Raw genomic sequence first — 25,574 nt, 5'->3', positions numbered from 1 at the left:
CCTTTCCGCAGGAAAGGGCTCCGCCCCCTCTCTATATATGTATCGACTTCCACATCTGCTCTTGCTCTGCTCTGGCACTTGCCATCCGTCACCACGGAACCTGGCAGGGGTGGGGCGGTGTGGGGTTGCGGGACCGCAGGCGCCATGGATGGCGCCTACGAGCCCCCATGGACGGGTTCACGGCGTGTCCCGCAACCCCACACCGCCCCGCCCAAACCCAGACAACCCAGAGCCGAAACGCTAGGGCTTTGTGCTCCATGCCCTGGCGGTAGAAAAGCGGCGCCGGCCGCAGGCCGGCTACAACCCAACAACCCCCGCTGCGCTGCGGCACGCCTGCCGCCGACCGATCTGGGATAATGGACGCTCTTGTTTATCCTGCTGCCGGACCGGTCATGACCCAGAAGACGCTGCTCAACGATACCCACCGCGCCCTCGGCGCCAAGATGGTCGATTTCGGGGGTTGGGACATGCCCATCCACTACGGCTCGCAGCTGGACGAACACCACCTGGTGCGCCGCGAAGCCGGCGTCTTCGACGTCAGCCACATGACCGTGGTCGACCTGCGCGGCGAGCAGGTCAAGCCGTTCCTGCGCCGCCTGCTGGCCAACTCCATCGACAAGCTGAAGGTGCCGGGCAAGGCGCTGTACTCGTGCATGCTGAATCCGGCCGGCGGCGTCATCGACGACCTGATCGTCTACTACCTGGCCGATGACTTCTTCCGCATGGTCGTCAACGCCTCCACCCGCGAGAAGGACCTGGCCTGGCTGCGCGAACAGGCGGCACCGTTCGGCGTCAGCGTCGAGCAGCGCCCGGACCTGGCCATCCTCGCCGTGCAGGGCCCGCAGGCGCGCGACAGCGTCGTCGGCCTGGTCGGCGGCAGCGACCGCGACGCGCTGGCCAAGCTCGGCCGCTTCGCTGCCCTGCAGGTCAAGGCGGACGACGGTGTTGAACTGTTCGTCGCCCGCACCGGCTACACCGGCGAAGACGGCTTCGAGATCCTGCTGCCGCAGGACGCCGTGGTCGCCTTCTGGAACCGCCTGCTGGCGGCAGGCGTGAAGCCGGCCGGCCTCGGCGCGCGCGACACCCTGCGCCTGGAAGCCGGCATGAACCTGTATGGCCAGGACATGGACGAAGCGATCAGCCCGTACGAAGCGGCGCTGGCCTGGACCGTGTCGCTGGACGAAGGCCGCGACTTCATCGGCCGCGACGTGCTGGAGGCGCAGAAGGCCGCCGGCAACGCGCGGCAGATGATCGGCCTGGTGATGGACGAGAAGGGCGTGCTGCGCCATGGCCAGGCGGTGACCACCGCCGGCGGCCAGGGCGAAATCCTGTCCGGCACCTTCTCGCCGAGCCTGGCCAAGGGCATCGCATTCGCCCGCGTGCCGGCGGGCGAACTCGGCCAGGTCACCGTCGATATCCGCGGTCGGCAGGTGCCGGTGCGCGTGGTCAAGTTCCCGTTCGTCCGCGAAGGCCAGGCCCAGCCCGGCGTGCTCGCCGACGCCTGATCCGAACGTGCCGGCCGTCACTGACAGCAGTGGCGGTCGGTTGGTTACACTAGCCCCGTTTTTTCCACCCCCTGCAAAACCTGGAGCAGTTCCCATGAGCGAGATCCCCGGCGACCTCAAGTTCCTCAAGTCCCACGAGTGGGCCCGCGTCGAAGGCAATGGCCGTGTCACCGTCGGCATTTCCGACCATGCCCAGGGCCTGCTGGGTGACCTGGTCTACGTCGAGCTGCCCGAAGTCGGCGCCGAGGCCAAGGCGGGCGAGCAGATCGCCGTCGTCGAGTCGGTCAAGGCCGCCTCGGACGTCTACAGCCCGGTCAGCGGCACGATCGTCGAGGTCAACTCGGCGCTGTCGGACAAGCCGGAAACCATCAACGAAGATGCCTACGGCGAAGGCTGGATGTACGTGGTCGAGCTGACCAACGCCGACGAGCTCAACGAGCTGCTGGATCCGGACGCGTACGCCGAAGCCCTGGAAAACGAAGACCACTGAGTCCTGGCTTCCTGCTTCCAGAACGGCCACCTTCGGGTGGCCGTTTTCGTTCCAGCCTCCGTCGTCGACTCATGCCATCGGGTTCGCGGCACACCTTCGGCGTGGCATCAGGCGGCATCGAACGGCGCGATCAGGCGTGCGCAGTTTTGCGCAAATCCGCGTTTCCGTCCCGCGTTTGCGTGTTCGGATGTGAAAACTTTTACCCCCCGTTGCAGACCCGTTGTGGTGCGGCGGGCGCGCGCGTTGGCGTGTGCCGGACGACGTGGTGCATGGCGCGGCATCTGTCGTCGCCTATCAACGCAGAGTGCTTATTTCAAGCGTTTTTTATTCAGCAGGTGCGATCACGTGTTGCTGCGCGTGACGTTGGCGGTGCGCGATGCAGGGCCGGGAAGGTGCCGCGTGGTGGCGGTGTCGGCGGCGTTCGGATGGACGCGGATGTGAAATTTTTTCGCGGGGGTTGTTGACAGTAAAAAAAACCGTGATTAGGTTTCGCCTCAGCAGACCTTGCCTGCCAAACCGAGTGCGCCGAATCAATCGTCCGATGCGAAGCAGCCCCCTCAAGACCACCGCGTTCCTGCCGACGGTGGACATGGCCCCGCTTCCCCCGGAGAAATGCAAGGCATCTTCCGTTCCGATGCCCGCTCCGCCGATCGAGGCGGGCATTGCCGCATCCGTAACGGCGCGCCTGACGCGCCGGCGGTCCCCGCACGCAGCAACCGCGGGTTTGATCCACCTGGGCGTTTCAACTCCCTATCACTGACGAGGAGCCATCCCATGGCAACCAAGAAAGCTGCGAAGAAAAAGCCCGCCGCCAAGAAAGCGGTGAAGAAGGTCGCTAAGAAGGCCGCTGCCAAGAAGGCAGTGAAGAAGGTCGCGAAGAAGGCGACCGCCAAGAAGGCCGTGAAGAAGGTCGCCAAGAAGACCACTGCGAAGAAGGCAGTGAAGAAGGCGGCGAAGAAGGTAGCCAAGAAGCCGGCAAAGAAGACCGCGAAGAAGGTCGCCAAGAAGGCAGTGAAGAAGACTGCCAAGAAGGCGACTGCAAAGAAGGCCACTGCGAAGAAGGCCACCAAGAAGGCTGCCCCGAAGAAGGCTGCCAAGAAGGTTGCCAAGCGCAAGCCGGCCGCCCGCAAGAAGAAGGCCGCTCCGGTCGCTCTGCCGGCAACCCCGGCGCCGCTGATCTAAGTACTTCCCGATAGCCGTACCCTGAAACCCCCTTCCCTGGCTGCCCAGCGGGGAGGGGGTTTTTTTATGGGCGACCGTCGACGCTACCCGTGCGGTACCGGCGGGAACCGCTCCACCAGGAAATCCAGGAAGCTGCGCAGGCGGGTGGAGCGGTAGCGATCGTGCGCGTACACCACGTGCATCGGCCGACCGGCCTGGCCGTGCTGCGGGAACAGCTGCACCAGCCGCCCGGCGGCCACGTCCGCGGCCAGCAGCAGGGTCGACTGCAGCACGATGCCCAGCCCATGCAGCGCCGCCGCACGCAGCGCTTCGCCGTTGTTGATCTGCAGGCGCGCAGCGGCGATACGCTCGAGATCGCCAGCCTCGTCCTGCAGCCACTGCGCCAGCGCGCGGGGTTCGAACGAGAGGCACTGGTGCGACGCCAGTTCGGCGAGCGTGCGCGGCGTGCCGTGGCGGGCGAGGTAGGACGGCGCGGCACACATCATCAACCGGTAGGGCGTCAGTGGGCGTGCCACCAACGCATCGCTGTCGGCCAGGGTGCCGATGCGCAGCGCGGCTTCGAAACCTTCCTCGGCCAGGTCGACCACGCGGTCGCTCAGGCTCGCCTCCACCCGCACCTGCGGATGGCGCTGCATGTACTCGGCCAGGGCAGGCACCAGCGCATGCGTGCCGAAGATCACCGGTGCGCTGATGCGCAGCGTGCCGGCCGGCGCCATCTGCTGGTGGGCGGCCTGCGCATCGGTCTCTTCCACCAGCCGCAGGATGTCCCGGCAGCGGGCGTAGTAGTCCTCGCCGAACGGCGTCATGTGCTGGCGGCGCGTGGTGCGGCTCAGCAGCTGCATGCCCAGGCGCGCTTCCAGTGCACGCAGGTGCTTGCCGGCCATCGTCGCCGAGATGTCCATCGCCGCGGCCGCAGCGCTGAGGCTGCCCTTGTCCACGATCAGCACGTAGACCTGCATGCTCTCCAGCAGGTTCATCTGACACTCCGGGTTCTGAATGCTGAAACCTGCGCGGAGTTTATCAATCAGGGGTGATCAAAGAGCATGCGCTGCACGGGCCGGATGTACCGGCCACGCATGACGGAGAACACCATGGATCTGAGTCTTGAAGGACGTACCGCACTGGTCACCGGCGCGGGCAGCGGCATCGGCGCGGCGGTTGCGCGGCAGCTGGCGGCGCTCGGCGTACGCATTGCGATCAACGCGCGACGGCTGGAGCCGCTGCAGTCGCTGGCAGCGGAGATCGCAGCCAGCGGTGCAGCCGCGCCGCTGATCCTGCCGGGTGACCTCACCGACGCCGCGCAGCTGGCGCGTATCGCCGCCGGGGCGCAGGACGCGCTGCAGCGCGTGGACATCCTGGTCAATGCCGCGGGTGGCTCGCGGCCGACCTCTGTCGACGCTGCTGATGACGTATGGGACGAAGCGATGGCGCTGAACTTCTCCGCGTCGCGACGGCTGACCCAGGCGCTGTTGCCCGGCATGCAGGCGCAGGGCTGGGGGCGGGTGATCAACTTCAGCGGTTCGATGGAGCCGCGTGCGTTGAATGCCGCCACGGCGGCGAAGGCCGCGCTGCACCTGTGGAGCAAGGGCCTGTCATCGGAGGTGGCGGCGCAGGGCGTGACGGTCAACACGATCGCGCCGGGCCGGATCAACAGCGCGCAGATCCTCGGCCGGCTGCATCCCACCGAGGAAAGCCGACGCGCGTTCATCGAGCGCAACATTCCGATCGGGCGCTTCGGCGAACCGGAGGAGGTCGCACCGCTGGTGGCGTTCCTGGCGTCGGCGCTGGCCGGCTACATCACCGGCGCGGTGATCCCGGTGGATGGCGGCATGCACTACTTCGCGCACTGAGCCTGCGTCTGCTTCACCGCCGTGGGTAGAGTCGACTGCCAGTCGACTGCTTTTCGATCCGGCCCCGCGGAGTCGACTGACAGTCGACTCTACCGATCACCGGCAGACTGCCGCGCTCAGCGCGGCGAGGCCACCGCGCGGTTGCCCGAGGCGCCCTTGCCCTTGCGCTTGTCCTGCTGCGCCGGGGTCGCGCCTTCGGCCATCAGGCTGTCGCTGCCGAAATCGGTGTCCACGTCCAGCCAGCGCTGCGCCGGTAGGCCCAGCGCGGAATCGAGCACGGTCGGCAGCAGGCCGCTGGGCAGGCCGCTCTCGCCGTTCCAGAGGATGGCGATGCCGAGGTCACGTTCGGGCACCAGCGCGACCAGGCCGCGGTAACCCTGCACTGCACCGGCATGGAAGACCACGTCGTGGCCGGCGTAATCGAAGGTGCGCCAGCCCAGCGCGTAGCCGGCCGAGTGCAGGCGCTCACGGCGCCAGCCCGAGCGCATCTCGCCCGGGGTATTGATCAGGCTCGAATGCAGGGTGGCCAGCAGCGGCGCCGGCAGCACGTCGGGACGATGCCCGGTATGGGCCAGCAGCCACTGCGCCATGTCGCTGGCACTGGCGTTGACGCCGGCGGCCGGGGCGACACGGTAGTAGGTCGGCTTCGGCGTCAGCGACACCCAGCCGTTGCGGCTGCGCACGTGCGGACGCGCCCAGCGCGAGCTGGCCTGGATGCCGGCCAGGCCGAGGCTGGCATCGTTCATGCCCAGCGGCTTGAAGATGCGGCGCTCGACCGATTGTTCGTAGAAGCTGCCCGAGGCGGCATAGACCACGTCGCCGATCAGGCTGAAGGCCACGTTCTGGTAGGCGTAGCAGTCGCCCGGCAGGCACTTGAGGCTGGTGTTGGCCAGCTTCTGGGTCAGCGAGTAGTACTCGGCATTGCCTTCGATGTCGCGATCGTAGGCGTTGTAGGGCAGGCCGACGCGGTGGCTGAGCACATCGGCCACGGTCAGGCGGTCGGTGGCTTCGGGCGAGTTGAGGCGGAAGCCCGGCACGTAGTCGGTCACCTTGCTGTCCCAGCGCAGCGTGCCGTCGTTGACCAGCAGGCCGGCCATGGTGCCGGCAAAGGCCTTGGACAGCGACGCCAGGCGGAACACGGTGTGCGCGTCGACCGGCAGCGGATTGTTGACGTCGGTGACGCCGTAGCCACGCGCGCTGAGCACGCGGCCGCCCTGCACGATGGCCACGGCCATGCCCGGCACGCGCTCGCCATAGGTGAGCTGCTGCGCCATCGATTCGATATGGGCGACGTTGAAGCCGGCGGCAGGCAGCTGCACCTGCGGCACCAGGCCGGTGCGGTAGGCCGCCGGCTGGGTGTGGGCGATGCCCGGACCCGCGGCGGTTTCGATGTTGGTCGGCATCGGCGGCAGGGCCGGCGGTGTCTGCGCGGTGGTGGACAAGGCCACGGGCATCAACATGCCCAGCAAACCGGTGGTCGCCGCCCGGACCGGGCGACGCAGGTTGTTCATTTTCATCGGTTGGACCCGTGCGCGACTGCTGTCTGTGATTCTAGCGCCGCTTTTCGCCTGTGCACAAACAAAGCGAAGATGAATGCGCATCTGATTGAAAAAGTTGGATTTTTGACGCCCGGCGAGGGGGTCTGGACGGGCCCGCAGACGCCCTCCACATGAGCCCGCCTGGCGGCATCGCGCACGGTCTGCTGGCGATGTTGCAGTGCATTGTCTAACGTACGCGCTTCACTGCCCCCGGAGCTTGCCATGCCGCCATCCAACTGCCGCGTCCCGGCCGGGGCCACCGCGTGAGCGCGGCCACTGGCAAGGGGCCGCTGCGTGGGCTTGTGGCGGCGTTGCGCGAATCGCCGGCGCTGTGGTGGTCGTTCCTGTATTTCTTCTGCCTGCTCAGCGGCTACTACGTGCTGCGCCCGGTGCGCGAGGCGATGGCCGCCTCGTCCGATCTGGAGACGGTGTTCCCGCCGCTGCTGATCGGCTGGTTCGCCAGCCACGGCATCGCCCTGAAGGACTTCGTCCTGCAGTTCCTGTTCACCTGCGTGTTCGTGATCATGCTGGTGCTGCAGCCGGTCTATGGCTGGCTGGTCAGCCGCTTCCCGCGGCGGGTGTTCCTGCCGGTGGTGTATGGCTTCTTCATCGCCACCCTGCTGGTGTTCTACGTGCTGTTCGACAGCGGCGTGCCGGGGCGGGGCATGGCCTTCTTCCTCTGGGTGATGGTCTTCAACCTGTTCGCGGTGGCTGTGTTCTGGAGCTTCATGGCCGATGTCTTCAGCAACGTGCAGGCACGCGCGTACTACGGCTACATCGGCGCGGCCGGCACGGTCGGTGCCTTCCTCGGCCCGGTCCTCACCAGCGCGCTGGTGCAGCGCGTGGGCATCGCCAACCTGATGCTGGTCTCGGCCGGCTTCCTGGTGGTCTGCCTGTTCTGCATCTGGCGGCTGCGGCAGTGGGCGGTGCTGCGCGAGCGCGAGCAGCAGCTGGTGTCCGGCGAGAAGCCGATGGGCGGCAGCGTGCTCGACGGCCTCAAGCTGATCGTGCGCGAGCCGCTGCTGCGCTGGCTGGCGATCCTGGTGGTGTTCGGCGTGGGCGTGGGCACGATGCTGTACAACCAGCAGGCCAGCATCGTGCGGGCGGCCTTCAGCGACCCGGCGGCCAGCACGGCGTTCTTCTCGCGCATCGACCTGGCGGTGAACGCGCTGACCCTGCTGCTGCAGCTCAGCCTGACCCGCTGGCTGCTGTCGCGCCACGGCATCGCGCCGGCGCTGCTGATACCGGCCTTCGCCATCCTGCTCGGCTTCTCGGTGCTGGCCGCCTCGCCGCTGCCGATGATGGTGGCGGTGGTGCAGGTGCTGACCCGGGCCAGCGAGTTCTCGCTGTTCAAGCCGGCCCGCGAGACCATCTATACCCGCGTGGACCGCCAGTGGCGCTACAAGGCCGGCGCGGCCATCGACACCGTGGTCTACCGCGGCGCCGACCTGAGCTTCACCTGGGTGCACAAGGGGCTGTCGCTGTTCGGCTCGCATGTGGTGTTCGCCGGCGGCATGCTGGTGGCCGCGTGCATGACGCTGGCCGCGTTCGGCGTGCTGCGCGAAGAGAAGAAGCTGCCGCGCGACCGTTGAGCTGCGCGGGGTCGGATCCCTCTCCCACGGAGAGGGCTCTGACCCCATCACTCCATCAACCTACCCAAGGAACCCTGCATGTACTGGATCGCACTCGCCCTGACCCTGCTGGTCGCACTGCTGCACGTCTACTTCCTGGTGCTGGAGATGTTCCTGTGGACCCGCCCGCTGGGCCTGAAGACGTTCCGCAACACGCCGGAGAAGGCCGAGATCACCCGCGTGCTGGCGGCCAACCAGGGCCTGTACAACGGCTTCCTCGCTGCGGGCCTGTTCTGGGGCCTGTTCGACCACCTGCCGATGCTGGTGAACTTCTCGCTGGGCTGCGTGATGGTGGCCGGCTGCTACGGCGCGTGGAGCGTCAACAAGCGGATCTTCTTCATCCAGGCAGTGCCGGCGCTGCTGGCGGCGGTGGCCTGGTGGTTCGTGCCGGCCTGATCGCTTTGTAGAGTCGAGTTTGCTCGACTGCTTTTCGGGCCCCAGTCGAGCAAGCTCGACTCTACGGCTGCGGTGCACACAAAAACGGCGGGCCGAGGCCCGCCGTTTCCGTGTGCGCTTGACGCAGGCGATCACGCTGCCTGCGAATGCGGGTCCTTGTGCTGGCGGTCGTAGTAGCTGGCCGCGCGCAGTTCGTGGGTGTCGAAGTCGTCCACGGTGATGGTATCCAGGGTCAGCGTGCGCAGTTCTTCCAGCAGGCTGCGCTCGTCCTGGGTGATCACGCCCTCTGCCACGGCCTCGTCCAGCTGCGCCTTGAAGTCCAGCGCCTCGATGCCCTTGCTCTTCAGCGCCTTCAGGAACTTGCGCTCCACCGGCTCGGCCATGATCGCCTTGCTCAGGTAGCTGTTGATGCGGCCACCCGGGTTGTTCTCGCACGGGGTCAGGAACACGCCACTGGCCAGGCGGTCGCGGGCTTCGTTCGGGGCCATCAGCAGGGCGGCGACGCGGCGGCTCAGGCGGTCGCCCGGGGCTTCGGCACGACGGCCCAGCGGGAAGATCAGCGCCCACATCAGCCAGCCGATCGGACGGATCGGGAAGTTGCGCAGGGCCGCCGACAGCGACTCTTCGATCTTGTGCACGCTGTCATGGAAGGCCCACGCCAGCAGCGGCTGGTCGGCCTGCGGCGCGCCTTCGTCGTGGTAGCGCTTGAGCATGGCGCTGGTCATGTAGACATGGCTCAGCACGTCGCCCAGGCGGCCGGACAGCGATTCCTTGAACTTCAGCTTGCCGCCGAGGGTCATCATCGAGATGTCGGCCATCAGCGCCAGGTTGGCCGAGTAGCGGTCGAGCTTGCGGAAGTAGCGGCGGGTGTAGGCGTCGCCCGGGGCGGCACCGAAGCGTGCACCGGTCAGGCCGAACCAGAACGAACGCACGGCATTGGAGATGCCGAAGCGGATGTGGCCGAACAGGCTGCGGTCGAAGTCCTGCAGGCCGGCACGGGTGTCGGGATCCTGCGCGGCCTTCATTTCCTTCAGCACCCACGGGTGGCAGAGGATCGCACCCTGGCCGAAGATCAGCAGGCTGCGGGTCATGATGTTGGCGCCTTCCACGGTGATCGCGATCGGCGCGGCCTGCCAGCTGCGGCCGGCGAAGTTGCGCGGCCCGAGGATGATGCCCTTGCCGCCGATGACGTCCATCATGTCCGAGATCACTTCACGGCTCATGCTGGTGCAGTGGTACTTGGCGATGGCCGACGGCACCGACGGCACGTCGCCACGGTCGACCGCAGCGGCGGTGGCCTGCGACAGCGCGCTGATCTTGTAGGCCTTGCCGCCGATGCGGGCCAGCGCTTCTTCCACGCCCTCGAAGCGGCCGACCGACAGGCCGAACTGCTTGCGGATGCGTGCGTAGGCACCGGTGACTGCTGCGCCGGCCTTGGCACCGCCACTGGCGGTGGAGGGCAGGGTGATCGAGCGGCCCACGGCCAGGCACTCGTTGAGCATGTTCCAGCCCTTGCCGGCCATCGCAGCGCCACCGATCAGCTGGGTCAGCGGGATGAACACATCCTTGCCCTTGATCGGACCGTTCTGGAAGGTCGAGTTCAGCGGAAAGTGGCGACGGCCGATCTCCACGCCGGCGGTATCGCGCGGCAGCAGGCCCAGGGTGATGCCGATGTCGCGGGTCTCACCGATCAGGCCATCCGGGTCGTACATGCGGAAGGCCAGGCCGATCAGCGAGGCGACCGGGGCCAGGGTGATGTAGCGCTTGTCGAAGGTCAGCTTGACGCCGAGCACCTGCTCGCCGTTCCACTCGCCCTTGCAGACGATGCCGTAATCGGGAATCGAGGTGGCGTCGGAACCGGCGAACGGACCGGTCAGGCCGAAGCAGGGCACTTCGCGGCCATCGGCCAGGCGCGGCAGGTACTGGTCCTTCTGTTCCTGGGTGCCGTAATGCACCAGCAGCTCACCCGGGCCCAGCGAGTTCGGCACGCCGACGGTGGAGCTGACCACCGAGGACACCGAGGCCAGCTTCTGGATGACCTTGTGGTGGGCCAGCGCCGAGAAGCCAAGGCCGCCGTATTCCTTCGGGATGATCATGCCGAAGAACTTGTTCTTCTTGATGAAGGCCCACAGTTCCGGCGGCAGGTCAGCATGGACGTGGGTGATTTCCCAGTCGTTGACCATCGTGCACAGCTCTTCGACCGGGCCATCGAGGAAGGCCTGTTCTTCAGCGGTCAGCTGCGGCTTGGGGTAGTTCAGCAGGATGTTCCAGTCCGGGTCGCCGGTGAACAGCTCGCCTTCGAAACCGACCGAACCGGTTTCCAGCGCGATGCGTTCGGTCTGCGACAGCGGCGGCAGCACCTTGCGGAACACCTTCATCATCGGGCCGGTCAGCAGCGGCTTGCGGATGAACGGCAGCAGCAGCGGCACGGCGATCACCGCCAGCACGGCGGCAGCAACGATCGTGGCGGTCTGGTTGACGTACGGCACGAACCAGCAGACGGCCAGCAGGGCCAGGCTGATCAGCGTCCAGGTCAGCAGGCGCATGCGGTGGTAGGCGACGAACGCGCCTGCCAGCAGCAGGGCGAGGAAGGGAAGAACGATGCTCATGAGCGTGCTCCGGTGACGTGCTCGTTTGTGGCGGACGAAGCTGCAGCATCCGCTGCGGGCAACACGTCCAGATAGTCCAACACAGTAGCGGTAAAGGCGTCGTTGTCATCACCGGCGACCATGTGCGTGGCCTGCGGCAACTGTACGTGGCGCGCGTGCGGCGCCAATGCCAGGAATTCGGCGACGGTCTGCGGCGTGACCAGGTCGCTGCGGCCGCCACTGACCAGCAGCAGCGGGCACTTCACCTGGCGCGCGGCCTCGGCCAGCGCATCCTGGTGCTGTTCGCTGTCGCGGGCCAGTTCGGCCACCAGGCGCGGATCCCAGTGCCAGCGCCAGCGACCGTGCCCATCCTCGCGCAGCAGCGCACGCAGCGACTGCTCGGATTTGCGCGGACGGTGCGGCAGATAGGCGGAGATCACATCGGCAGCCTGGGCCAGCGAGGCGAAGCCATCGGGATGGGCGGTCATGAAGGCGAGGATGCGCTCGACGCCGGCGGTATCCCAGCGCGGGGTGATGTCGACCAGCACCATCGCCGAGAACAGGCCCGGCCAGCGCGATTCGGCGAGCAGGCCGAACAGCCCGCCCATCGAGGCGGCAACCAGCACCGGCGGGCGCGGCTGCTCGCCGGCCAGCACGATCAGGTCATCGGCGAACTGTTCGCCGTGGTAGGGCAGGTCGGCGGCGTTCCAGTCCGAATCGCCGTGGCCGCGCGCATCGTAGGCCAGCGTCTGCAGGCCGGCGGCGGACAGCGCCCGTGCGGTGGCATTCCACGCATGCCGGGTCTGGCCGAAGCCATGGGCGAACAGCACGCGGCCGCGGCGACCGTGGTCGCTGGCCGTGGCCGCCAGATGGGCGCCATGGGCCGCCTCCAGACGCAGGTCGTGGAACGCGGCGGGAGTAGGGGACGTAACCATACTCGCTAGTATGGATGGCTGGTGACGGAAGTCAATACCATGCAGTATGGTGCGCTGCGGAAGGCGCGATCGCCCGCCCCGCGACGGTTTCGGCCGCAACGGCGTACTGCAACGAACCCCGCCGTATGGTTAAATCACCCCCATGAATCAACCTGACGCTTCTGCCGGCGAACCGCGTGCCGGCCGCAACAGCCGCCTCAGTGCCGAAGACTGGGCACAGGCGGCCCTCGATCTGATCGCTGAACAAGGTGTGGGCGCCGTCGCGGTGGAGCCGCTGGCGCGCCGACTGGGCGTGACCAAGGGCAGCTTCTACTGGCACTTCCCTTCGCGCGATGCGCTGCTGCAGGCCGCGCTTGAACGCTGGGAACTGTTCGAACAGGAGCAGGTCTTCGGCAGCCTCGAAGACGTGCCCGATCCGCGTGCGCGCCTGCGCCAGCTGTTCCAGATGGTTGCGCACGAAGTGCAGCCGCACATCATCTACAGCGAGCTGCTGAAGGCGCTGGACCACCCGATGGTGCGGCCGGTGATCGACCGTGTCTCGCAGCGGCGCCTGGATTACCTGGTGGCCTCGTTCCGCCAGGCCGGGCTCAGTTCGACCGATGCACGCCATCGCGCCCGGCTGGCCTACGCGGCCTATGTCGGCTTCCTGCAGCTGTCGCTGCAGCTGCAGCAGCCGAAGCAGGCACGCGAGGATTTCGAAGCCTACGTCGAGCACCTGATCGAGACGCTGATCCCGAACGGGTAACCGCAACCGCGCTTCGCGCGCGGTGAGCCGGCCATCGGGTCGGCTCCACGAGTGGAGCCGACCCTGGATTCAGCCGGCCAGGATGTCTTCGCCGTTCAACTCGGCGATGCCGCGCACCAGCGCATCGATGGCATCGCGCTCGGCCTCATCCAGGCCGGGGTTCCACACGTCGAACAGCAGCACGACGCGGGTTGATTGGCTGCGGTTCCAAGCTTCGTGTTCCCAGGTGTCGTCAAAGCTCACGCAGCGCCCTTCCTGCCAGGCGTGTTCTTCACCGGCCACGCGCAGGGCGCAGTGCTCCGGCACGATCAGCGGCAGGTGGGTGACGATGCGGCTGTTGGTGACCCCGGTATGCGGCAGGATGTGCGAGCCGGGGCCAAGCACCGAGTACAGGGTTTCCGGTGCATGGCCTTCGATGCGTACCAGCGGCACCTGCTCCAGTGCGGCCGCGGTGTGCGGGCAGCGCTGTGCGTTTTCGCTGAAGACCTTGCCGTGGCGATGGAAGAAGAAACCATCCCAGCGCGGCTGCTCGCCATCGCCGCCGAGATAGCTGCCACCGCGCCCGGCACTGGGTTCGCCAAGGAAGGGGGCCAGCAACTGGCGTTCTTCCAGCACCGAAAGCAGTTCCCCGCGCAGCAGCGGGGTGGCGTCCTGCAGCGTCTCGTACCACGGGAACAGCGCAGGGTCGAAATAGCGCGGCGAAGGCAGGCCGGGGATGTACAGGAAGGTGGGCCGCTGCCCGGGACCGGCGGTGGCCAGGCGCAGTTCGCCCAGGTAGCCGGCAACGGCCTGTTCGATGCGTTGCAGCGCGCTGCGTCCATGGCGCTGCTGCAGCGGTGCCAGCACCTGCTGCAGGGTATGGCGGCGGCCGTCACGCAGGCTGCGCATGGCATGTTCGACCAGGCGGCGCAGGCCGGGCGGGGTGGTCTGCGCGCTGGTCCAGTGGCCCTGTCGCTGCGCCTGGCTGACCGCCTGGTAGAAGTGGGTAAGGGCAGCGGCGTGTGCACCGCTCTGCTGCAGGCTCAGCGCCAGGTACAGGCGGGCAACGAAGAAGCCCGGGTCCTGCGCCAGCAGCGGTTGCAGATGGGCCAGGGCAGCCTGCCATTGGCCTTGTTCGACCAGGCTCACCGCCAGATTTTTAAGCGTGCCGGCATCATCGGGTGCTGCTGCCAGGGCGCGCTGCAGCAGCCGCTCGGCAGCCGCGTGCTCGCCGCGGGTGCTGTGGCAGCGGGCAATGAAATTCAACGCCTGCACATCTTCCGGCGCGTGCTGCAGCAGCTCACGGAAGCTCTGTTCGGCCGCCGTGGTGTCGCCGTTGCGGGCATGGGCCAGGGCGCGTTCGGTCAGCACGGCAACATCGGACATGGCAGGACTCCGGGTTGGAAGATCAGAAAAGGCAATGGCCCCGTTGCCGGGGCCATTGCTCGGGTCATGCTAGGCCCAGTCTTCTATCAGAAGCGCTGGGTGTAACGCATGTAGTAGAAGCCACCCGGGGTGTCGTACGAGTAGTCGTACGTGTTGGCGAAGGCGCGGCCGGCCAGCGGCGGATCCTTCTGGAACAGGTTCTGCGCACCGATGGCCACCGTAGCGTTCCACGGCAGGTTGTAGCGGGCTTCAGCGTCGTGGTAGACGACCGATTCGATGTGGTTACGCGGATCGCGCACGCCACCCTCACCCAGCTTGTCCGGGTCCGAGCACAGGCCGGCGGCCAGGTGCGCAGCGGTCACGCCCACGCAGCTTTCCGACAGCGAGGAACGGTAACGCATGGTCCAGGTCAGGCCGAAATCGCCGTAGGTCCAGTCGGTGGTCAGGTTCGAGCTCAGGCGCCAGCCCGGGGTGTCCTGGTAGTACTGGCCAACGGCGTTCTCCCAGGCCTCGTCCTTGTTGGCACGCGACTTGTCGGTGGAGACGTAGGCGCTGTCCCAGTTGAACGAGAAGCTGCCCCAACGGGTATCCGGCAGGCGGTAACGGATGCTCAGGTCGTAGCCTTCCACTTCACGTTCTGCCAGGTTGCGCGGCAGCAGGAACATGTTGGTGATGCGGCCGGCGGCGTCACGGACGAAGTAATCAGCCGAGCAGTAGCTGCGGTCGCCATTGGCTGCGACGTAGCACTGGTCCAGGATGAAGTCCGAGGTCGGGGTGCTGATCGCGTTCTCGATGGAGATCTTGTACCAGTCCAGCGAGATGTCGAAGCCCTGCACGAAGCTCGGGCTGTAGACGAAGCCCAGGGTGTAGTTGGTCGCCGTCTCCGGACCCAGGTTTGCGTTGCCGCCCAGGGTGAACGGGAAGATGGTCTGACCGCCGTAGCCCAGGCCAGCGTTGGTCTGCTGCAGGTAGGTCGGCGAAACGCCGCCTGCCACGCAGCGGGCCTGCACTTCTGCGCTGTAGCCGCTCCAGTCGGAGGAGCAGGGATCGCCGAAGTTGATGTAGCTGTCGCTGGCGCCGCGGTACAGGTTGGTGATCGACGGCGCACGGAAGCCCTCGGACCAGTTACCACGCACCATCAGGTCGTTGATCGGCTTCCACTTGAAGCCGAACTTGCTGTTGGTGGTCTGGCCGAAGTTGCTGTAATCCGAGAAGCGCGTTGCGGCGCTCAGTTCCAGCAGCTGTGCACCCGGCAGGTCGGACAGCAGCGGCAGTGCGACTTCCAGGAAGGCATCGTCGAGCGAGTACGAACCCGAGGTGGCCTTGCGGGCGTTACCCGAGGTGTAGCCCGCGGCGACCAGGGCGTCCGGGTCGTCGTAGCCGCTTTCCTTGCGGTTTTCAAAGCCCAGCGCGAAGCCGGCCATGCCGCCCGGCAGCTGGAACAGGTCACCGGCCAGGTTGGCGGTGAAGCTCTTGCTCAGGTTCTGGTACTGGTCATGTGCGGTGAACATCACATAGTCCAGCTGCTCCTGGTTGATCGAACCGGGGCTGCTCAGCGGGTTGAGCGGCACGCAGCCTGCGATGACCGCACCCGGCGCGCCGCACTTGATCACGCCGTCGGTGTCCATGAAGGACGGACCGGTGGCCTGGTTCAGGTTGAGCGTGTTCAGATCGCCGCGCATGCGGTCGTTCTGGTCGGTACGGCTGTAGCGGTAACCGGCATCCCAGTTGAACGAACGGTCGCCGAAGTTGAACACACCTTCGAAGCCGCCGTAGAAGTGGAAGGTCTTCACGTCCTGGTTGTAGACGCGCGGCTGCTCGACGAAGCGACGGCCGTAATCCAGGTCACGCGCATCGGCGGTGCCCTTGTACGGGTTGAAGTAGCTGTCCTTGTCCAGGCCACGGGTGCCGGCCAGGTAGAAACCTTCGGTCACCGGGAAGCCGGCCAGCAGCTGCTCCGATTCACGCTGGTTGTACAGCGTTTCGGCGCGGGCGGTGACCGAGTCGGTGATGTCGAAGGCACCCTGCACGAACACCGAGCGGCGCTCCGACGGGGTCAGCAGGTAGTTGTCCGAAGCGTAGTTGTAACCATCGCCAGCGGTGGTGTACGGGTGGTAGTCGGCGAGGTTGCGCGAGTCGCCACCATTGTTGATGACGCTCTGGCTGACGTCGTCCAGCGCGGCGAAGAAATCGTCGTCGCTGGCGAACTGGTCACGCCAGATCGGGTTGCCGGCGGCATCGAGCGTCTGCCAGATCACGCCCGAGGACGAGACCGAGCTGCGCTGGGTCAGGCCGAAGGTCGGGTTGCGCGAGATGGCGCGGTCGCGCGCCATGACCGGCTTGTCCTTGCTGTAGGACGCGCTGAACAGGATGTTCGAGCGATCGGTGTTGGCACCGATGGTGAAGTCGTACGAGGTGCGCTGGCCGTCACCTTCGCCCATCTGGCCGACATAGACGCGTGCTTCGGCGCCGTCGTAGTCCTTGCGGGTGATCAGGTTGACCACGCCACCGATGGCGTCGGAGCCGTAGATCGAGGAGGCGCCATCCTTCAGCACTTCCACGCGCTCGACCGCGGCCACCGGAATGGTGTTCAGGTCGACGGTGGAGTCCAGGGCGGTGACCCAGCGGCGGCCGTTGACCAGCACCAGGGTGCGCGACGCACCGAGGCCACGCAGGTTGACGCCGGAGGAACCGTCGCCACCGTTGTTGACCTGGGCATTCATCGAGAAGCCGTTGTTGGCGCTGATGTTCTGCAGCAGCTGGCCGACCGAGGTGACACCGGAGTGTTCGATGGTCGCGCGGGTGATGACCAGCACCGGCTGCTGGGTTTCGGTATCCACCGAGCGGATACGCGAACCGGTGACTTCGATACGGTCGAGGTTGGTGGCGTCCTGCGCCTGGGCGCTGGTTGCCATGGCGGCGCCGGCCACCAGCGCGACGATGATGCCGTCGCGCAGCTTGTTGGACTTCAGGTTCATTGGCTCTCTCTCTCCAAGGGATCTTGGCTGGGTGTGTGCCTGCGCGCGGTGCGGAAAATGCCGCTCCAAAAACGAAGGCTGACCCGATAGTAACTGCCGTAAGCAAAGAATTAAAGCTGTGTTAACAATCCATGTGCTTGCTGTGTTTTGCCCATAAAATCCATGTGAAACAATTGCTTGCGGGCTTGTTTTTCAAAGTGTGTCGAAACCTGCAGGAAAATAATCACGCGATTTTCCGAACTTTGTTTGCCTTGTCTGGTGGCTTCGCGTGATAGGCAATCGGTTTCAACGTGACCGGGGCGGCGGCGCTTGACGCATGAAAAAAGCGCCCTCTGGGGCGCTTTCGGGTCAGCTGGCGGTGGGATGCAACAGGCGCCTGTGCGCTGTGCAGCCGGTCTTACAGATCCTGCTCGTAGCGGACGTATGGCACGGTGCCGTCGTCGTTGCTTTCGTTGCGTGGGGAGAACGGATTCTTGCCGCGGCTCACCACGTTTTCGGCGCCGACGGTGAGCTGGCCCGACCACGGGGTACGCCAGGTGAGGCCGATGCCCAGGCCTTCCCACTTGCCCGGCTTGCCGGGAACGTCGACCACGCGGCCGATGATGCTGCCGGTGAAATTGCCGTAGCCGGCACCCAGGCTCAGGCTCTTGCTGTCCCAGCGGTCGACCAGGGCCGGCGAGGCATCGGAGATCGGCACCAGGCGCGCCTTGGCGTAGGTGCCGGCGATGGACACGAAGCCTTCGCGGCCGATGTTGCGCTGGGCGAACACGGTCAGGTCGTTCTGTTCGCCGCGCAGGGCCGGGGTCTTGTTCGGCGAGGCGAGCCAGGCCGGCAGGGTCTCGCGGCTGGTACCGGCGGTGATGCCCAGGCGGTTGTTGCCGCGGTTGAGTGCGGCGGTACCGGTCAGGCGGCGGTTGTTGGCACCGATGGCGTCATCGTCATCGCCGAGGCTGGCCAGCATGCAGTGGCTGGCCAACCCGCTGATGCTGCTGCCGCTGCTGTTGCTGCACAGCAGGCCCAGCGAATCGCCGGAGGACAGGCCGAAGGCCGCGTCCAGCGAGTTGCGGCCGAAGTGCCAGCGGGCCCCCGCGGCCTGTTCGCCGGTCGGTTCCAGGTACAGCAGGGCTTCGACCTTGCCGCTGCCCTTGTTCCAGACCGGCAGCACGGTGCGGGTGTCCTTGCTCTGCGCATGCGCGCCCGTGATCGCGCCAAGGGCGATCAGCAGGGCCAGCGGTAGACGCAGGAAAGTACGCATCGGACCAGTTCAGACAGTGACGGACAACGGAAGTTCCCGCTGGGGCGGGAACTCGATCCTAGGGTGTTTATGAAATCTTAACAAGCCTTGATCCTCCCCAGAACACAAGACCTGCTCATTCATTGAAGTCGTTCAGGTGCCGGTACAGTCCCCTCGGCACCGTGGAACAGTATGCCGAACTCCGTCAACGGAAAGTGATACTCCCGTCCGCAGAATTCGCAGCGGACTTCCACCGCGCCGGTGTCTTCGGCGGCCGCGCGGGCTTCTTCCTCGCCCAGGGAGACCAGCATCGAGGCCACCCGCTCGTGCGAGCAGGAGCAGCCGAAGGCCAGCGGCCTGCTGCCCATCAGTTCCGGCTTTTCCTCATGGAACAGGCGGTGCAGCATCTGCTCGGCCGGGGTGGCCAGCAGTTCGGCCTTGCCCAGCGTGTCGAACAGGGCGCTGGCGCGGGCCCAGCCGTCGTCGTCGCCCTCGTCGCCGGGCAGCTTCTGCAGCAGCAGGCCCACGGCGCCGTTGCGGTCAGCGGCCAGCAGCAGGCGGGTCGGCAGCTGTTCGGACTGGCGGAAGTAGTCCTCGAAGGCCTCATCCAGCGCCGGCGCGGTCAGGCCGACCAGGCTCTGGTAGCGCTGCGGTTCGCGCGGGTCCAGGCCGGGGTTCTCGATGGTGATCGCCAGCAGCGCGTCGCTGCCCAGGCTGGACAGGTCGCGCGGCGCGTCGGCGCCGTCGGCCAGCTGGGCGATGCCGCGCAGGGTGCCGGCGGCGGTGCATTCGGCGAACAGGGTGCGCAGGCCGGTGTTGCTGCGCAGCTGGATGGACAGGCGGCCGTCCACCTTGGTGTGGCCGGTGAACAGGGCCGAGGCCACGCAGGCCTCGCCGAGCAGTTCGGCGGCGTTGTCCGGATACACGGCGTGGGACAGGATTTCCTGCCAGGTGGCCTGCAGTTGCACGTGCACGCCACGGACGCCGGCGTCGGGCAGCAGGAAGCGGATCAGGGAATCGGTTTGGGCGGTCATCGGCTCACATCGCGCGTAAACAGGGGCGGTTGCCGGATAATGCGCCGACAACCAGGCATGAGAAGGATGCACCAGTAATGGGGGCAGGGGGAGAGCAGGACAAGGTGGAGGCCGTGCAGGCCGTGGCGACCACGCCGGCCGGCCGACGCTGGCGCTGGAAGCGGCTGCTGTGGCTGCCGGTACTGTTCGCGGGCTTCAGCTGCCTGCAGGTACTGGTGCTGCGCTTCATCGACCCGCCGCTGTCCACGGTGATGCTGTGGCGCTACGGCGAGGCACTGGGCGAGGGCGACTGGTCCTACCGCCTGCATTACCAGTGGCGCGACCTGGACCAGATGGCGCCGAGCCTGCCGATTTCGCTGGTGGCGGCCGAGGACCAGCGCTTCCCGGAGCACAACGGGTTCGACCTGCAGGCCATCGAAAAGGCGCGTGACCACAACGCCAAGGGCGGGCGCCTGCGCGGGGCCAGCACGATCAGCCAGCAGGTGGCCAAGAACCTGTTCCTCTGGCAGGGCCGTAGCTGGATCCGCAAGGGTCTGGAGGTCTGGTACACGGTGCTGATCGAGGCGTTCTGGCCGAAGGAACGCATCCTGGAGATGTACGCCAACATCGCCGAGTTCGGCGACGGCGTGTATGGCGCGCAGGCGGCGGCGCAGAAATTCTGGGGCAAGGACGCGGCGCGGCTGGCACCGGGCGAAAGTGCCCGCTTGGCGGCGGTGCTGCCGGCGCCGCGGCGGTACAACGCGGCCAAGCCGGGGCCGTACGTGCAGCGGCGGGCGACGTGGATACAGCGGCAGGCCCGGCAGCTGGGCGGGGCGGGGTATCTGGAGGAGTAACGGTTGATCGTTTCGCGGCGCCTCGTTTTTCCGTGCGTGGAGCCGGAGCAAGGCGACAGGCAGGACACGCCGTAAACCTATCCATGGGGGCTCGGTCGGCGCATCCATGCGCCTCACGGTCCTGCCTGCCGCCTTGCTCCGGCTCCGGACAGTTTCCCGCGCGCGCGGAACGAGAGCGGGAATTCAAAAGAAAGAAGCAAAAAGCAGAATCAAAAGCTGTGCCAACCAAGGTTGGCATCTACCAGAAGCGGATGATCGGCAGTCAAACGCACCGCGCTCGCGGGAATGTGTCCAGAGGCGGAGGGCATGGCCGTGCAGGACCGTGAGGCGCATGGATGCGCCGACCGAGCCCCCATGGATGGGTTTACGGCGTGTCCTGCACGGCCATGCCCTCCGCCTCGTGCTCGCATCAGGAAGGCGCTGCTCTTGAGCTCTGGCTCTGGCTTTTAAAAGCGGGCCGGCGGGCTGCAAGCCCGCCAGCGACGTACAATCCAGGCATGAGCCGCCAACGCCTGACCTTCGTCATCGCCGCCCATAACGAGGAACTGGCACTGCCCCAGCTGCACCCGCGCCTGTGCGCGGTGCTCGACGCGCTGGACGATGTCGACGGCCACATCCTGTATGTCGATGACGGCAGCACCGACGCCACCTGGGCGGTGATCGAACACCTCGCCCATCCCGACCCGCGTGTCTCGGCCCTGCGGCTGTCACGCAACTTCGGCAAGGAGGCCGCGTTGACCGCCGGCCTGGACCAGGTGCGCGAAGGCGCTGCGATGATCCTCGATGCCGATGGTCAGGATCCGCCGGAACTGGTGCCGACCTTCGTCGCGCACTGGAAAGAGGGCTATGACAACGTCTACGGCACGCGCAAGGTGCGCGACGGCGAAAGCTGGAGCAAGCGCGCCACGGCGGCCATGTTCTACCGCGTGATCGGCCGCCTGTCGCGCACGCCGATTCCCGCCGACACCGGCGATTTCCGCCTGCTGTCGCCGCGGGCGCTGAGTGCGCTGCGCGAGATGCGCGAGCGCCACCGCTTCATGAAAGGCCTTTTCAGCTGGGTCGGCTTCCGCCGTGTGGCCGTGCCCTACCACCGCCATGCGCGGCTGGCCGGCAACAGCAAGTTCAGCTTCTGGAACCTGTGGAACTTCGCACTGGAAGGCATCACCGGGTTCTCGACCGTGCCGCTGCGGGCGGCCACCTACCTGGGCCTGGTGACCGCCGCGGCGGCGTTCGTGTTCGGTGTCTGGGTGATCATCAAGGCGGCGCTGTACGGCGACCGGGTGGCGGGCTGGCCGACGATGATGGCGGTGATCCTGTTCCTGGGCGGCGTGCAGCTGATCGCGCTGGGGCTGATCGGCGAGTACCTGGGCCGCCTGTACGAGGAGTCCAAGCAGCGGCCGCTGTACCTGGTTGACGCGTGGCTAGCACCTTCCGTGGCAGACTCGGGCCTGCAACCCACCCTGGGAGGGCAGGCAGATGACGTCGGTACGGCAACTGTTGGACGGCAAGTCCCCTGAAGTTCACGCGGTCGCGCCCGGCGCGGCGGTGATCGATGCGATCCGGCTGATGGCCCAGAAGGGTATCGGCGCGGTGCTGGTGATGGACGGGCCGCGACTGGTCGGCATCCTGTCCGAGCGCGATTACGCGCGCAAGATCGTGCTGCACGATCGTTCCTCGCGCGATACGGCGGTGTCCGAGATCATGACGGCGAAGGTGGTGACGGTGTCGCCGGGTGAGCAGGTGGAACATTGCCTGCAGCTGGTGACCGACTACCGCATCCGCCACCTGCCGGTGGTGGAAAGCGGGTCGGTGTTGGGGGTGATCTCCATCGGCGATCTGGTGAAGGCGGTGATCGACGCGCAGCGGCGGGAGTTGGATCAGCTGCAGCAGTACATCGTGGCCGGGTGAGTTTTTCGCTGGCGGGCTTGCAGCCCGCCGGCCCGCTAAAGGCAACGGCCAGATCGAGAGCAACTGCAGCGCCTTCCTGATGCGTGGGGAGGCGGAGGGCATGGCCGTGCAGGACACGCGGTAAATACGTCCATGTAGCTCGTAGGCGCCGTCCTTGGCGCCTACGGTCCTGCACGGCCATGCCCTCCGCCTCTGGACACATCGCCGCGAGCGCGGTGCATACACGCGCATCCCCCCGCTTTTGGTAGCTGCCAACCTTGGTTGGCACAGCTTTTGATTCTGCTTTTCGCTTTTTTCTTTTGAATTTCCGCTCTCGTTCCGCGCGCGCAGGAAACTGTCGGGAGTGGGACGGGGGGGCCAGGCAGGACCGTTGGCGCCATGGATGGCGCCATCGAGCCCCCATGGACGGGTTTACGGCGTGTCCTGACTGGCCCACCCGTCCCACTCAAACCAGGATCAACAGAGGCGCCGCGAACAACGCTTTAAACCTACTTCGCGTACTGCCCACCGCAGTTGGCATCCTTGCCCGGTCCCAGTTCAATCGTCGCCAGCAGCGCTGCCGGCGGGGCGATGCTCCCCAGTGCCAGGGCCACCGCGCCGCGCAGGCCGAGTGCCTTGAAGTCCGGGCGGAACGACGGATCCTTGAACGTGCCGCCGATGCGCAGTGGTGAGCGCAGCACCAGGATGCTCTTGTCCTTCGGACGCGGCTTCAGCAGCAGGTCCATCCGCTCATCGCGCAGGCTCACCGTGCCTTCGCCGATGATGATCGTGTCGGTGGTGTCCACCGCCAACGCACGGCTGGTCATCAGGCCATCGCGCACGCCGAAATCGGCGAAGGCGCAGCGCAGCGGAATCTGCCGGTCACCGGTGAACAGGAATTTCAGCGACTCGGTGATGTCCAGGCCGACCAGCTCCATCACCAGGTTGCCGACATGGCCACGGCCCATCGCCACGCCGACATCGCCGCTGCTGCCGCCGAGCATGGCGGCAATGGAGTTGCCGCGGCCGGTCAGGTCGATCTGGCCGCTGATGCCACCCTTGGCCTGCTCGGCCAGCTTCGCATCCGGGAACAGCTGGCCCAGCTGCACGCCGCGCACGCTGGCCTTCAGCGCGGTGGCGATCTGCGGCTGGCGTGCATCCATGCGGATGGTGCTGCGGATGTCACCGCCGGCCACGCCGAAGTTCAGCGGATCCAGCCGCAGCACGCCATCGTCCAGCAGCAGGTGCGCGTCCATGTCGTCCAGCGGCAGCGAGGGCGCGTTGATGCGGTGGGCCTTCCAGCGGACGTCGGCATCCATCGCGCGCAGCTTGCCCAGGTTGTACGGCGTGTCCGGCAGCACGCGCGGACTGGCGGCGACCTGTGCGGCCTGCGCCTTCTGTTCGGCATTGGCGGTTTCGCCGCCGCCGGTCTTCGGCGGGGCACCGACGAAGCCGGCGAGGTCGTCGAAATCGAGCCGACGCGATTCCAGCGTGGCGGTCAGGCGCGGGCGGTCGCGGCCCACCTCGAACTGCAGGTTGCCGCCCAGGTCGCTGTCGCCGACCTTGCCGGTGAACCCTTCGTAGCGCCACACGTTGTGGTCGCGCTTGAGCCGGCCATCGAGCGCATAGGGCGGCGAGGGCGGGATGGCGATGCCCAGCAGCGGGTAGAGGTCGGCCAGGTCCTGGCCACTGAGTGCGAACTGCAGGTCGAACACCTGCAGCGCGAACGGGTTGGTCAGCGTGCCGGTGGCCACTGCGTGGGTGCCGCCGGCACGCCCATCGAGGTGGATGCGGAACGGGTGCTCGCTGTCGGTCAGTTGCAGCGGCGATTCGGTGCCGCCACTGAGGGTGAACGGATTGCCCTGCCAACGGCCCTGGCCTTTCACCAGCAGCGGTGGGGCGGTGTCGGCCCGTTTGTGCGCATCGGTGGCCGGTTCGCCACTGCGCACGCCGACGCGGATGTCGGTGCGGCCCAAGGCGTCCAGGTACTGCAGGCGCCCGTCATCGATGCGCAGGCCCTTCAGCTGCAGCGAGCTTTTGCCATCGCTGGCCGGCAGGAAATCCCAGTTACCGGCCTCGCCCTTGCGCGGGGCGGCTTCCAGCAGCACGTCGGGGCGGGTCAGGCGTACTTCCGGCAACTGGATGCTGCCACGGAGCAGGGGCCAGACGCGGACGTCGATCTCCACGCGGTCGGCATTGGCCATGGTGGCCTGCTTCGACCACGAGGCATTGGCGAAGGTGATCGCATCGGCGCGGATGGTGCTGGTGCGGCCGAGGTCGACATCCAGGTGGCCGATGTGCAGGACGCGGCCGGTGCGGGCCTGCACCGCGCGTTCCACCGGCCCCTTGAACCAGTTCCAGTCCCACAGCGCGATGAGGATGAGCAGTGCGGCCAGCAGGAACACCAGCACGGCCAGCCAGCGCTGGCCACGTGGGCCGGGGCGGCGGAGGCGCCAGCGCGAAGCGCGCGGTGCAGCAGGGGCAGGGGCAGCATTCACGCTGCCATGGTTGCCCCATCCGGGTGGACGGGGCGCGAAGCGCTCATGTGCATGGTGTGCACATGGGCGCCCGGAGGCACGGTTACAGGACCTGCATGGTCACCGCGACGAAGTGGCAGACGCTGCCGCCGATCACGAACAGGTGCCAGATCGCGTGCGAATAGGGGATCGATTCGCGATGGTAGAAGTAGGTGCCCAGCGTGTAGGACAGGCCGCCGGCGAACAGCCAGGCCAGGGTCCCGCCGTCGATGGAGGCCCACATCGGCTTGATCGCCACGATCACCAGCCAGCCCATCGCGATGTAGATGCCGGTGGAGAGCGCCTTGAAGCGGCCGGTATAGAACAGCTTGAACACCACGCCGCCCAGGGCCAGCGCCCAGATGGCGGTGAACAGGCCCCAGCCCCAGGGCCCGCGCAGGCCGATCAGGGTGAACGGGGTGTAGGTACCGGCAATCAGCACGTAGATCGCGCAGTGGTCGAAGACCTTCAGCCGGCCCTTGGCCAGCGGATGCTGGATGGCGTGGTACAGGGTGGAGGCGGTGTACAGCAGCAGCAGGGCGATACCGAACACGATGGCGCTGGCAAGCTGCCAGCCGTCGCCGTAGATGGCGGCCAGGGTGATCAGGACGGCGCTGGCGGCCAGCGCGAACACCGCGCCGAGCCCGTGGGTCAGGGCGCTGGCGATTTCTTCACGGATGGAGGCAGCAGTCGTGGAGGACATGGCAATGGCGGTATTCGCGGGGAGGGGGACCCGCAGCCCCCCTATCATCGCCGCGATGGCGGGCGCTTGCACCCCCGTCACCGTATGGGGGATGAATCCGGCCGCCTCCACGCGACGGGGTGAGAGCCCCTTTGAGGGGGGGAAGGGGGGGGCCCCCCCCGGGG

General features: G+C 66.9%; 20 protein-coding genes. 10 read left to right on the top strand and 10 right to left on the bottom strand.

Annotation, left to right across the window (positions count from 1 at the left end):
- Positions 1–392: 392 nt before the first annotated feature.
- From gcvT to IAE56_RS13095, 3 genes are all read left to right on the top strand, one after another.
- Positions 393–1,505 (top strand): glycine cleavage system aminomethyltransferase GcvT, encoded by a 1,113-nt coding sequence (gene gcvT / locus IAE56_RS13105; protein WP_108769675.1) that lies wholly within the window; start codon positions 393–395, stop codon positions 1,503–1,505.
- Positions 1,506–1,599: 94 nt separating this feature from the next.
- Positions 1,600–1,995 (top strand): glycine cleavage system protein GcvH, encoded by a 396-nt coding sequence (gcvH, locus tag IAE56_RS13100; protein WP_108769674.1) that lies wholly within the window; start codon positions 1,600–1,602, stop codon positions 1,993–1,995.
- A gap of 612 nt (positions 1,996–2,607) precedes the next feature.
- Positions 2,608–3,177: a histone gene (locus tag IAE56_RS13095; protein WP_200752817.1), complete on the top strand. Its 570-nt coding sequence runs from the start codon at positions 2,608–2,610 to the stop codon at positions 3,175–3,177.
- Between the two features lie 83 nt (positions 3,178–3,260).
- Here the strand turns inward: IAE56_RS13095 and IAE56_RS13090 are convergent, their stop codons facing one another.
- Complete coding sequence (locus IAE56_RS13090; protein WP_200752816.1) at positions 3,261–4,154, bottom strand: LysR family transcriptional regulator; 894 nt, start codon at positions 4,152–4,154, stop codon at positions 3,261–3,263.
- A gap of 114 nt (positions 4,155–4,268) precedes the next feature.
- On the opposite strand from IAE56_RS13090, the gene IAE56_RS13085 reads away from it, so the two are divergent.
- Complete coding sequence (locus IAE56_RS13085) at positions 4,269–5,027, top strand: SDR family oxidoreductase (protein ID WP_200752815.1); 759 nt, start codon at positions 4,269–4,271, stop codon at positions 5,025–5,027.
- Positions 5,028–5,143: 116 nt separating this feature from the next.
- On the opposite strand, the gene IAE56_RS13080 is transcribed toward IAE56_RS13085, so the two are convergent.
- A complete protein-coding gene (locus tag IAE56_RS13080; protein ID WP_108769672.1) occupies positions 5,144–6,544 on the bottom strand; it encodes a serine hydrolase domain-containing protein in 1,401 nt (466 codons plus the stop codon).
- A gap of 284 nt (positions 6,545–6,828) precedes the next feature.
- Between IAE56_RS13080 and IAE56_RS13075 the strand changes: the two genes are divergently transcribed.
- Positions 6,829–8,157, top strand: a complete 1,329-nt coding sequence (locus IAE56_RS13075) for an MFS transporter (protein ID WP_200752814.1) — start codon at positions 6,829–6,831, stop codon at positions 8,155–8,157.
- A gap of 78 nt (positions 8,158–8,235) precedes the next feature.
- Positions 8,236–8,592 carry a DUF1304 domain-containing protein gene (locus tag IAE56_RS13070; RefSeq protein WP_200752813.1) on the top strand — a complete coding sequence of 119 codons (357 nt, stop codon included), beginning with the start codon at positions 8,236–8,238 and terminating at the stop codon, positions 8,590–8,592.
- 131 nt (positions 8,593–8,723) lie between these two features.
- Here the strand turns inward: IAE56_RS13070 and IAE56_RS13065 are convergent, their stop codons facing one another.
- Positions 8,724–11,201, bottom strand: coding sequence for an acyl-CoA dehydrogenase (locus IAE56_RS13065; protein WP_200752812.1), 2,478 nt, complete (start codon positions 11,199–11,201; stop codon positions 8,724–8,726).
- Positions 11,198–12,115, bottom strand: a complete 918-nt coding sequence (locus IAE56_RS13060) for an alpha/beta hydrolase (protein ID WP_200752811.1) — start codon at positions 12,113–12,115, stop codon at positions 11,198–11,200. Before IAE56_RS13060 ends, IAE56_RS13065 begins: the two co-directional genes overlap by 4 nt.
- A gap of 142 nt (positions 12,116–12,257) precedes the next feature.
- On the opposite strand from IAE56_RS13060, the gene IAE56_RS13055 reads away from it, so the two are divergent.
- Positions 12,258–12,860: a TetR/AcrR family transcriptional regulator gene (locus tag IAE56_RS13055; RefSeq protein WP_079222832.1), complete on the top strand. Its 603-nt coding sequence runs from the start codon at positions 12,258–12,260 to the stop codon at positions 12,858–12,860.
- Positions 12,861–12,929: 69 nt separating this feature from the next.
- Here the strand turns inward: IAE56_RS13055 and IAE56_RS13050 are convergent, their stop codons facing one another.
- From IAE56_RS13050 to IAE56_RS13035, 4 genes are all read right to left on the bottom strand, one after another.
- The gene (locus IAE56_RS13050) at positions 12,930–14,225 is read right to left on the bottom strand and encodes an aspartyl/asparaginyl beta-hydroxylase domain-containing protein (protein ID WP_108769668.1); all 1,296 of its coding nucleotides are present in this window, start codon (positions 14,223–14,225) and stop codon (positions 12,930–12,932) included.
- Positions 14,226–14,311: 86 nt separating this feature from the next.
- On the bottom strand, positions 14,312–17,203 hold the full coding sequence (locus tag IAE56_RS13045; protein ID WP_108769667.1) for a TonB-dependent receptor: 2,892 nt from the start codon (positions 17,201–17,203) through the stop codon (positions 14,312–14,314).
- Positions 17,204–17,600: 397 nt separating this feature from the next.
- Entirely contained in the window at positions 17,601–18,458 is an 858-nt protein-coding gene (locus IAE56_RS13040; RefSeq protein WP_150455380.1) for a hypothetical protein, read from the bottom strand.
- Positions 18,459–18,577: 119 nt separating this feature from the next.
- Positions 18,578–19,471 carry an Hsp33 family molecular chaperone HslO gene (locus IAE56_RS13035; RefSeq protein ID WP_200752810.1) on the bottom strand — a complete coding sequence of 298 codons (894 nt, stop codon included), beginning with the start codon at positions 19,469–19,471 and terminating at the stop codon, positions 18,578–18,580.
- Positions 19,472–19,548: 77 nt separating this feature from the next.
- Here IAE56_RS13035 and mtgA point away from each other — a divergent pair, with 77 nt between their 5' ends.
- The 3 genes from mtgA to IAE56_RS13020 all read left to right on the top strand — a co-directional run bounded on the left by mtgA (position 19,549) and on the right by IAE56_RS13020 (position 22,212).
- Positions 19,549–20,304 (top strand): monofunctional biosynthetic peptidoglycan transglycosylase, encoded by a 756-nt coding sequence (gene mtgA / locus IAE56_RS13030; RefSeq protein ID WP_200752809.1) that lies wholly within the window; start codon positions 19,549–19,551, stop codon positions 20,302–20,304.
- Positions 20,305–20,801: 497 nt separating this feature from the next.
- Positions 20,802–21,821, top strand: a complete 1,020-nt coding sequence (locus tag IAE56_RS13025) for a glycosyltransferase family 2 protein (protein WP_200752808.1) — start codon at positions 20,802–20,804, stop codon at positions 21,819–21,821.
- Positions 21,781–22,212 carry a CBS domain-containing protein gene (locus IAE56_RS13020; RefSeq protein WP_116865463.1) on the top strand — a complete coding sequence of 144 codons (432 nt, stop codon included), beginning with the start codon at positions 21,781–21,783 and terminating at the stop codon, positions 22,210–22,212. The genes IAE56_RS13025 and IAE56_RS13020 overlap by 41 nt, the downstream gene beginning before the upstream one ends.
- A 488-nt stretch (positions 22,213–22,700) precedes the next feature.
- Here the strand turns inward: IAE56_RS13020 and IAE56_RS13015 are convergent, their stop codons facing one another.
- Both IAE56_RS13015 and IAE56_RS13010 read right to left on the bottom strand, forming a co-directional pair.
- Positions 22,701–24,689, bottom strand: a complete 1,989-nt coding sequence (locus IAE56_RS13015; RefSeq protein WP_200752807.1) for an AsmA family protein — start codon at positions 24,687–24,689, stop codon at positions 22,701–22,703.
- 82 nt (positions 24,690–24,771) lie between these two features.
- A complete protein-coding gene (locus IAE56_RS13010; protein ID WP_108769660.1) occupies positions 24,772–25,410 on the bottom strand; it encodes a hemolysin III family protein in 639 nt (212 codons plus the stop codon).
- Positions 25,411–25,574 lie beyond the last annotated feature (164 nt).

This window comes from Stenotrophomonas sp. S41 (assembly GCF_016624625.1).
Classification (GTDB): Bacteria; Pseudomonadota; Gammaproteobacteria; order Xanthomonadales; family Xanthomonadaceae; genus Stenotrophomonas.
This window is presented reverse-complemented; position numbering and strand designations above follow the sequence as displayed.

Coding starts and splice junctions, on each gene's coding strand:
- gcvT (WP_108769675.1), top strand. CDS start 393: ATGACCCAGAAGACGCTGCTCAACGATACCCACCGCGCCCTCGGCGCC.
- gcvH (WP_108769674.1), top strand. CDS start 1,600: ATGAGCGAGATCCCCGGCGACCTCAAGTTCCTCAAGTCCCACGAGTGG.
- IAE56_RS13095 (WP_200752817.1), top strand. CDS start 2,608: ATGCAAGGCATCTTCCGTTCCGATGCCCGCTCCGCCGATCGAGGCGGG.
- IAE56_RS13090 (WP_200752816.1), bottom strand. CDS start 4,154: ATGAACCTGCTGGAGAGCATGCAGGTCTACGTGCTGATCGTGGACAAG.
- IAE56_RS13085 (WP_200752815.1), top strand. CDS start 4,269: ATGGATCTGAGTCTTGAAGGACGTACCGCACTGGTCACCGGCGCGGGC.
- IAE56_RS13080 (WP_108769672.1), bottom strand. CDS start 6,544: ATGAAAATGAACAACCTGCGTCGCCCGGTCCGGGCGGCGACCACCGGT.
- IAE56_RS13070 (WP_200752813.1), top strand. CDS start 8,236: ATGTACTGGATCGCACTCGCCCTGACCCTGCTGGTCGCACTGCTGCAC.
- IAE56_RS13065 (WP_200752812.1), bottom strand. CDS start 11,201: ATGAGCATCGTTCTTCCCTTCCTCGCCCTGCTGCTGGCAGGCGCGTTC.
- IAE56_RS13060 (WP_200752811.1), bottom strand. CDS start 12,115: ATGGTTACGTCCCCTACTCCCGCCGCGTTCCACGACCTGCGTCTGGAG.
- IAE56_RS13055 (WP_079222832.1), top strand. CDS start 12,258: ATGAATCAACCTGACGCTTCTGCCGGCGAACCGCGTGCCGGCCGCAAC.
- IAE56_RS13050 (WP_108769668.1), bottom strand. CDS start 14,225: ATGTCCGATGTTGCCGTGCTGACCGAACGCGCCCTGGCCCATGCCCGC.
- IAE56_RS13045 (WP_108769667.1), bottom strand. CDS start 17,203: ATGAACCTGAAGTCCAACAAGCTGCGCGACGGCATCATCGTCGCGCTG.
- IAE56_RS13040 (WP_150455380.1), bottom strand. CDS start 18,458: ATGCGTACTTTCCTGCGTCTACCGCTGGCCCTGCTGATCGCCCTTGGC.
- IAE56_RS13035 (WP_200752810.1), bottom strand. CDS start 19,471: ATGACCGCCCAAACCGATTCCCTGATCCGCTTCCTGCTGCCCGACGCC.
- mtgA (WP_200752809.1), top strand. CDS start 19,549: ATGGGGGCAGGGGGAGAGCAGGACAAGGTGGAGGCCGTGCAGGCCGTG.
- IAE56_RS13025 (WP_200752808.1), top strand. CDS start 20,802: ATGAGCCGCCAACGCCTGACCTTCGTCATCGCCGCCCATAACGAGGAA.
- IAE56_RS13020 (WP_116865463.1), top strand. CDS start 21,781: ATGACGTCGGTACGGCAACTGTTGGACGGCAAGTCCCCTGAAGTTCAC.
- IAE56_RS13010 (WP_108769660.1), bottom strand. CDS start 25,410: ATGTCCTCCACGACTGCTGCCTCCATCCGTGAAGAAATCGCCAGCGCC.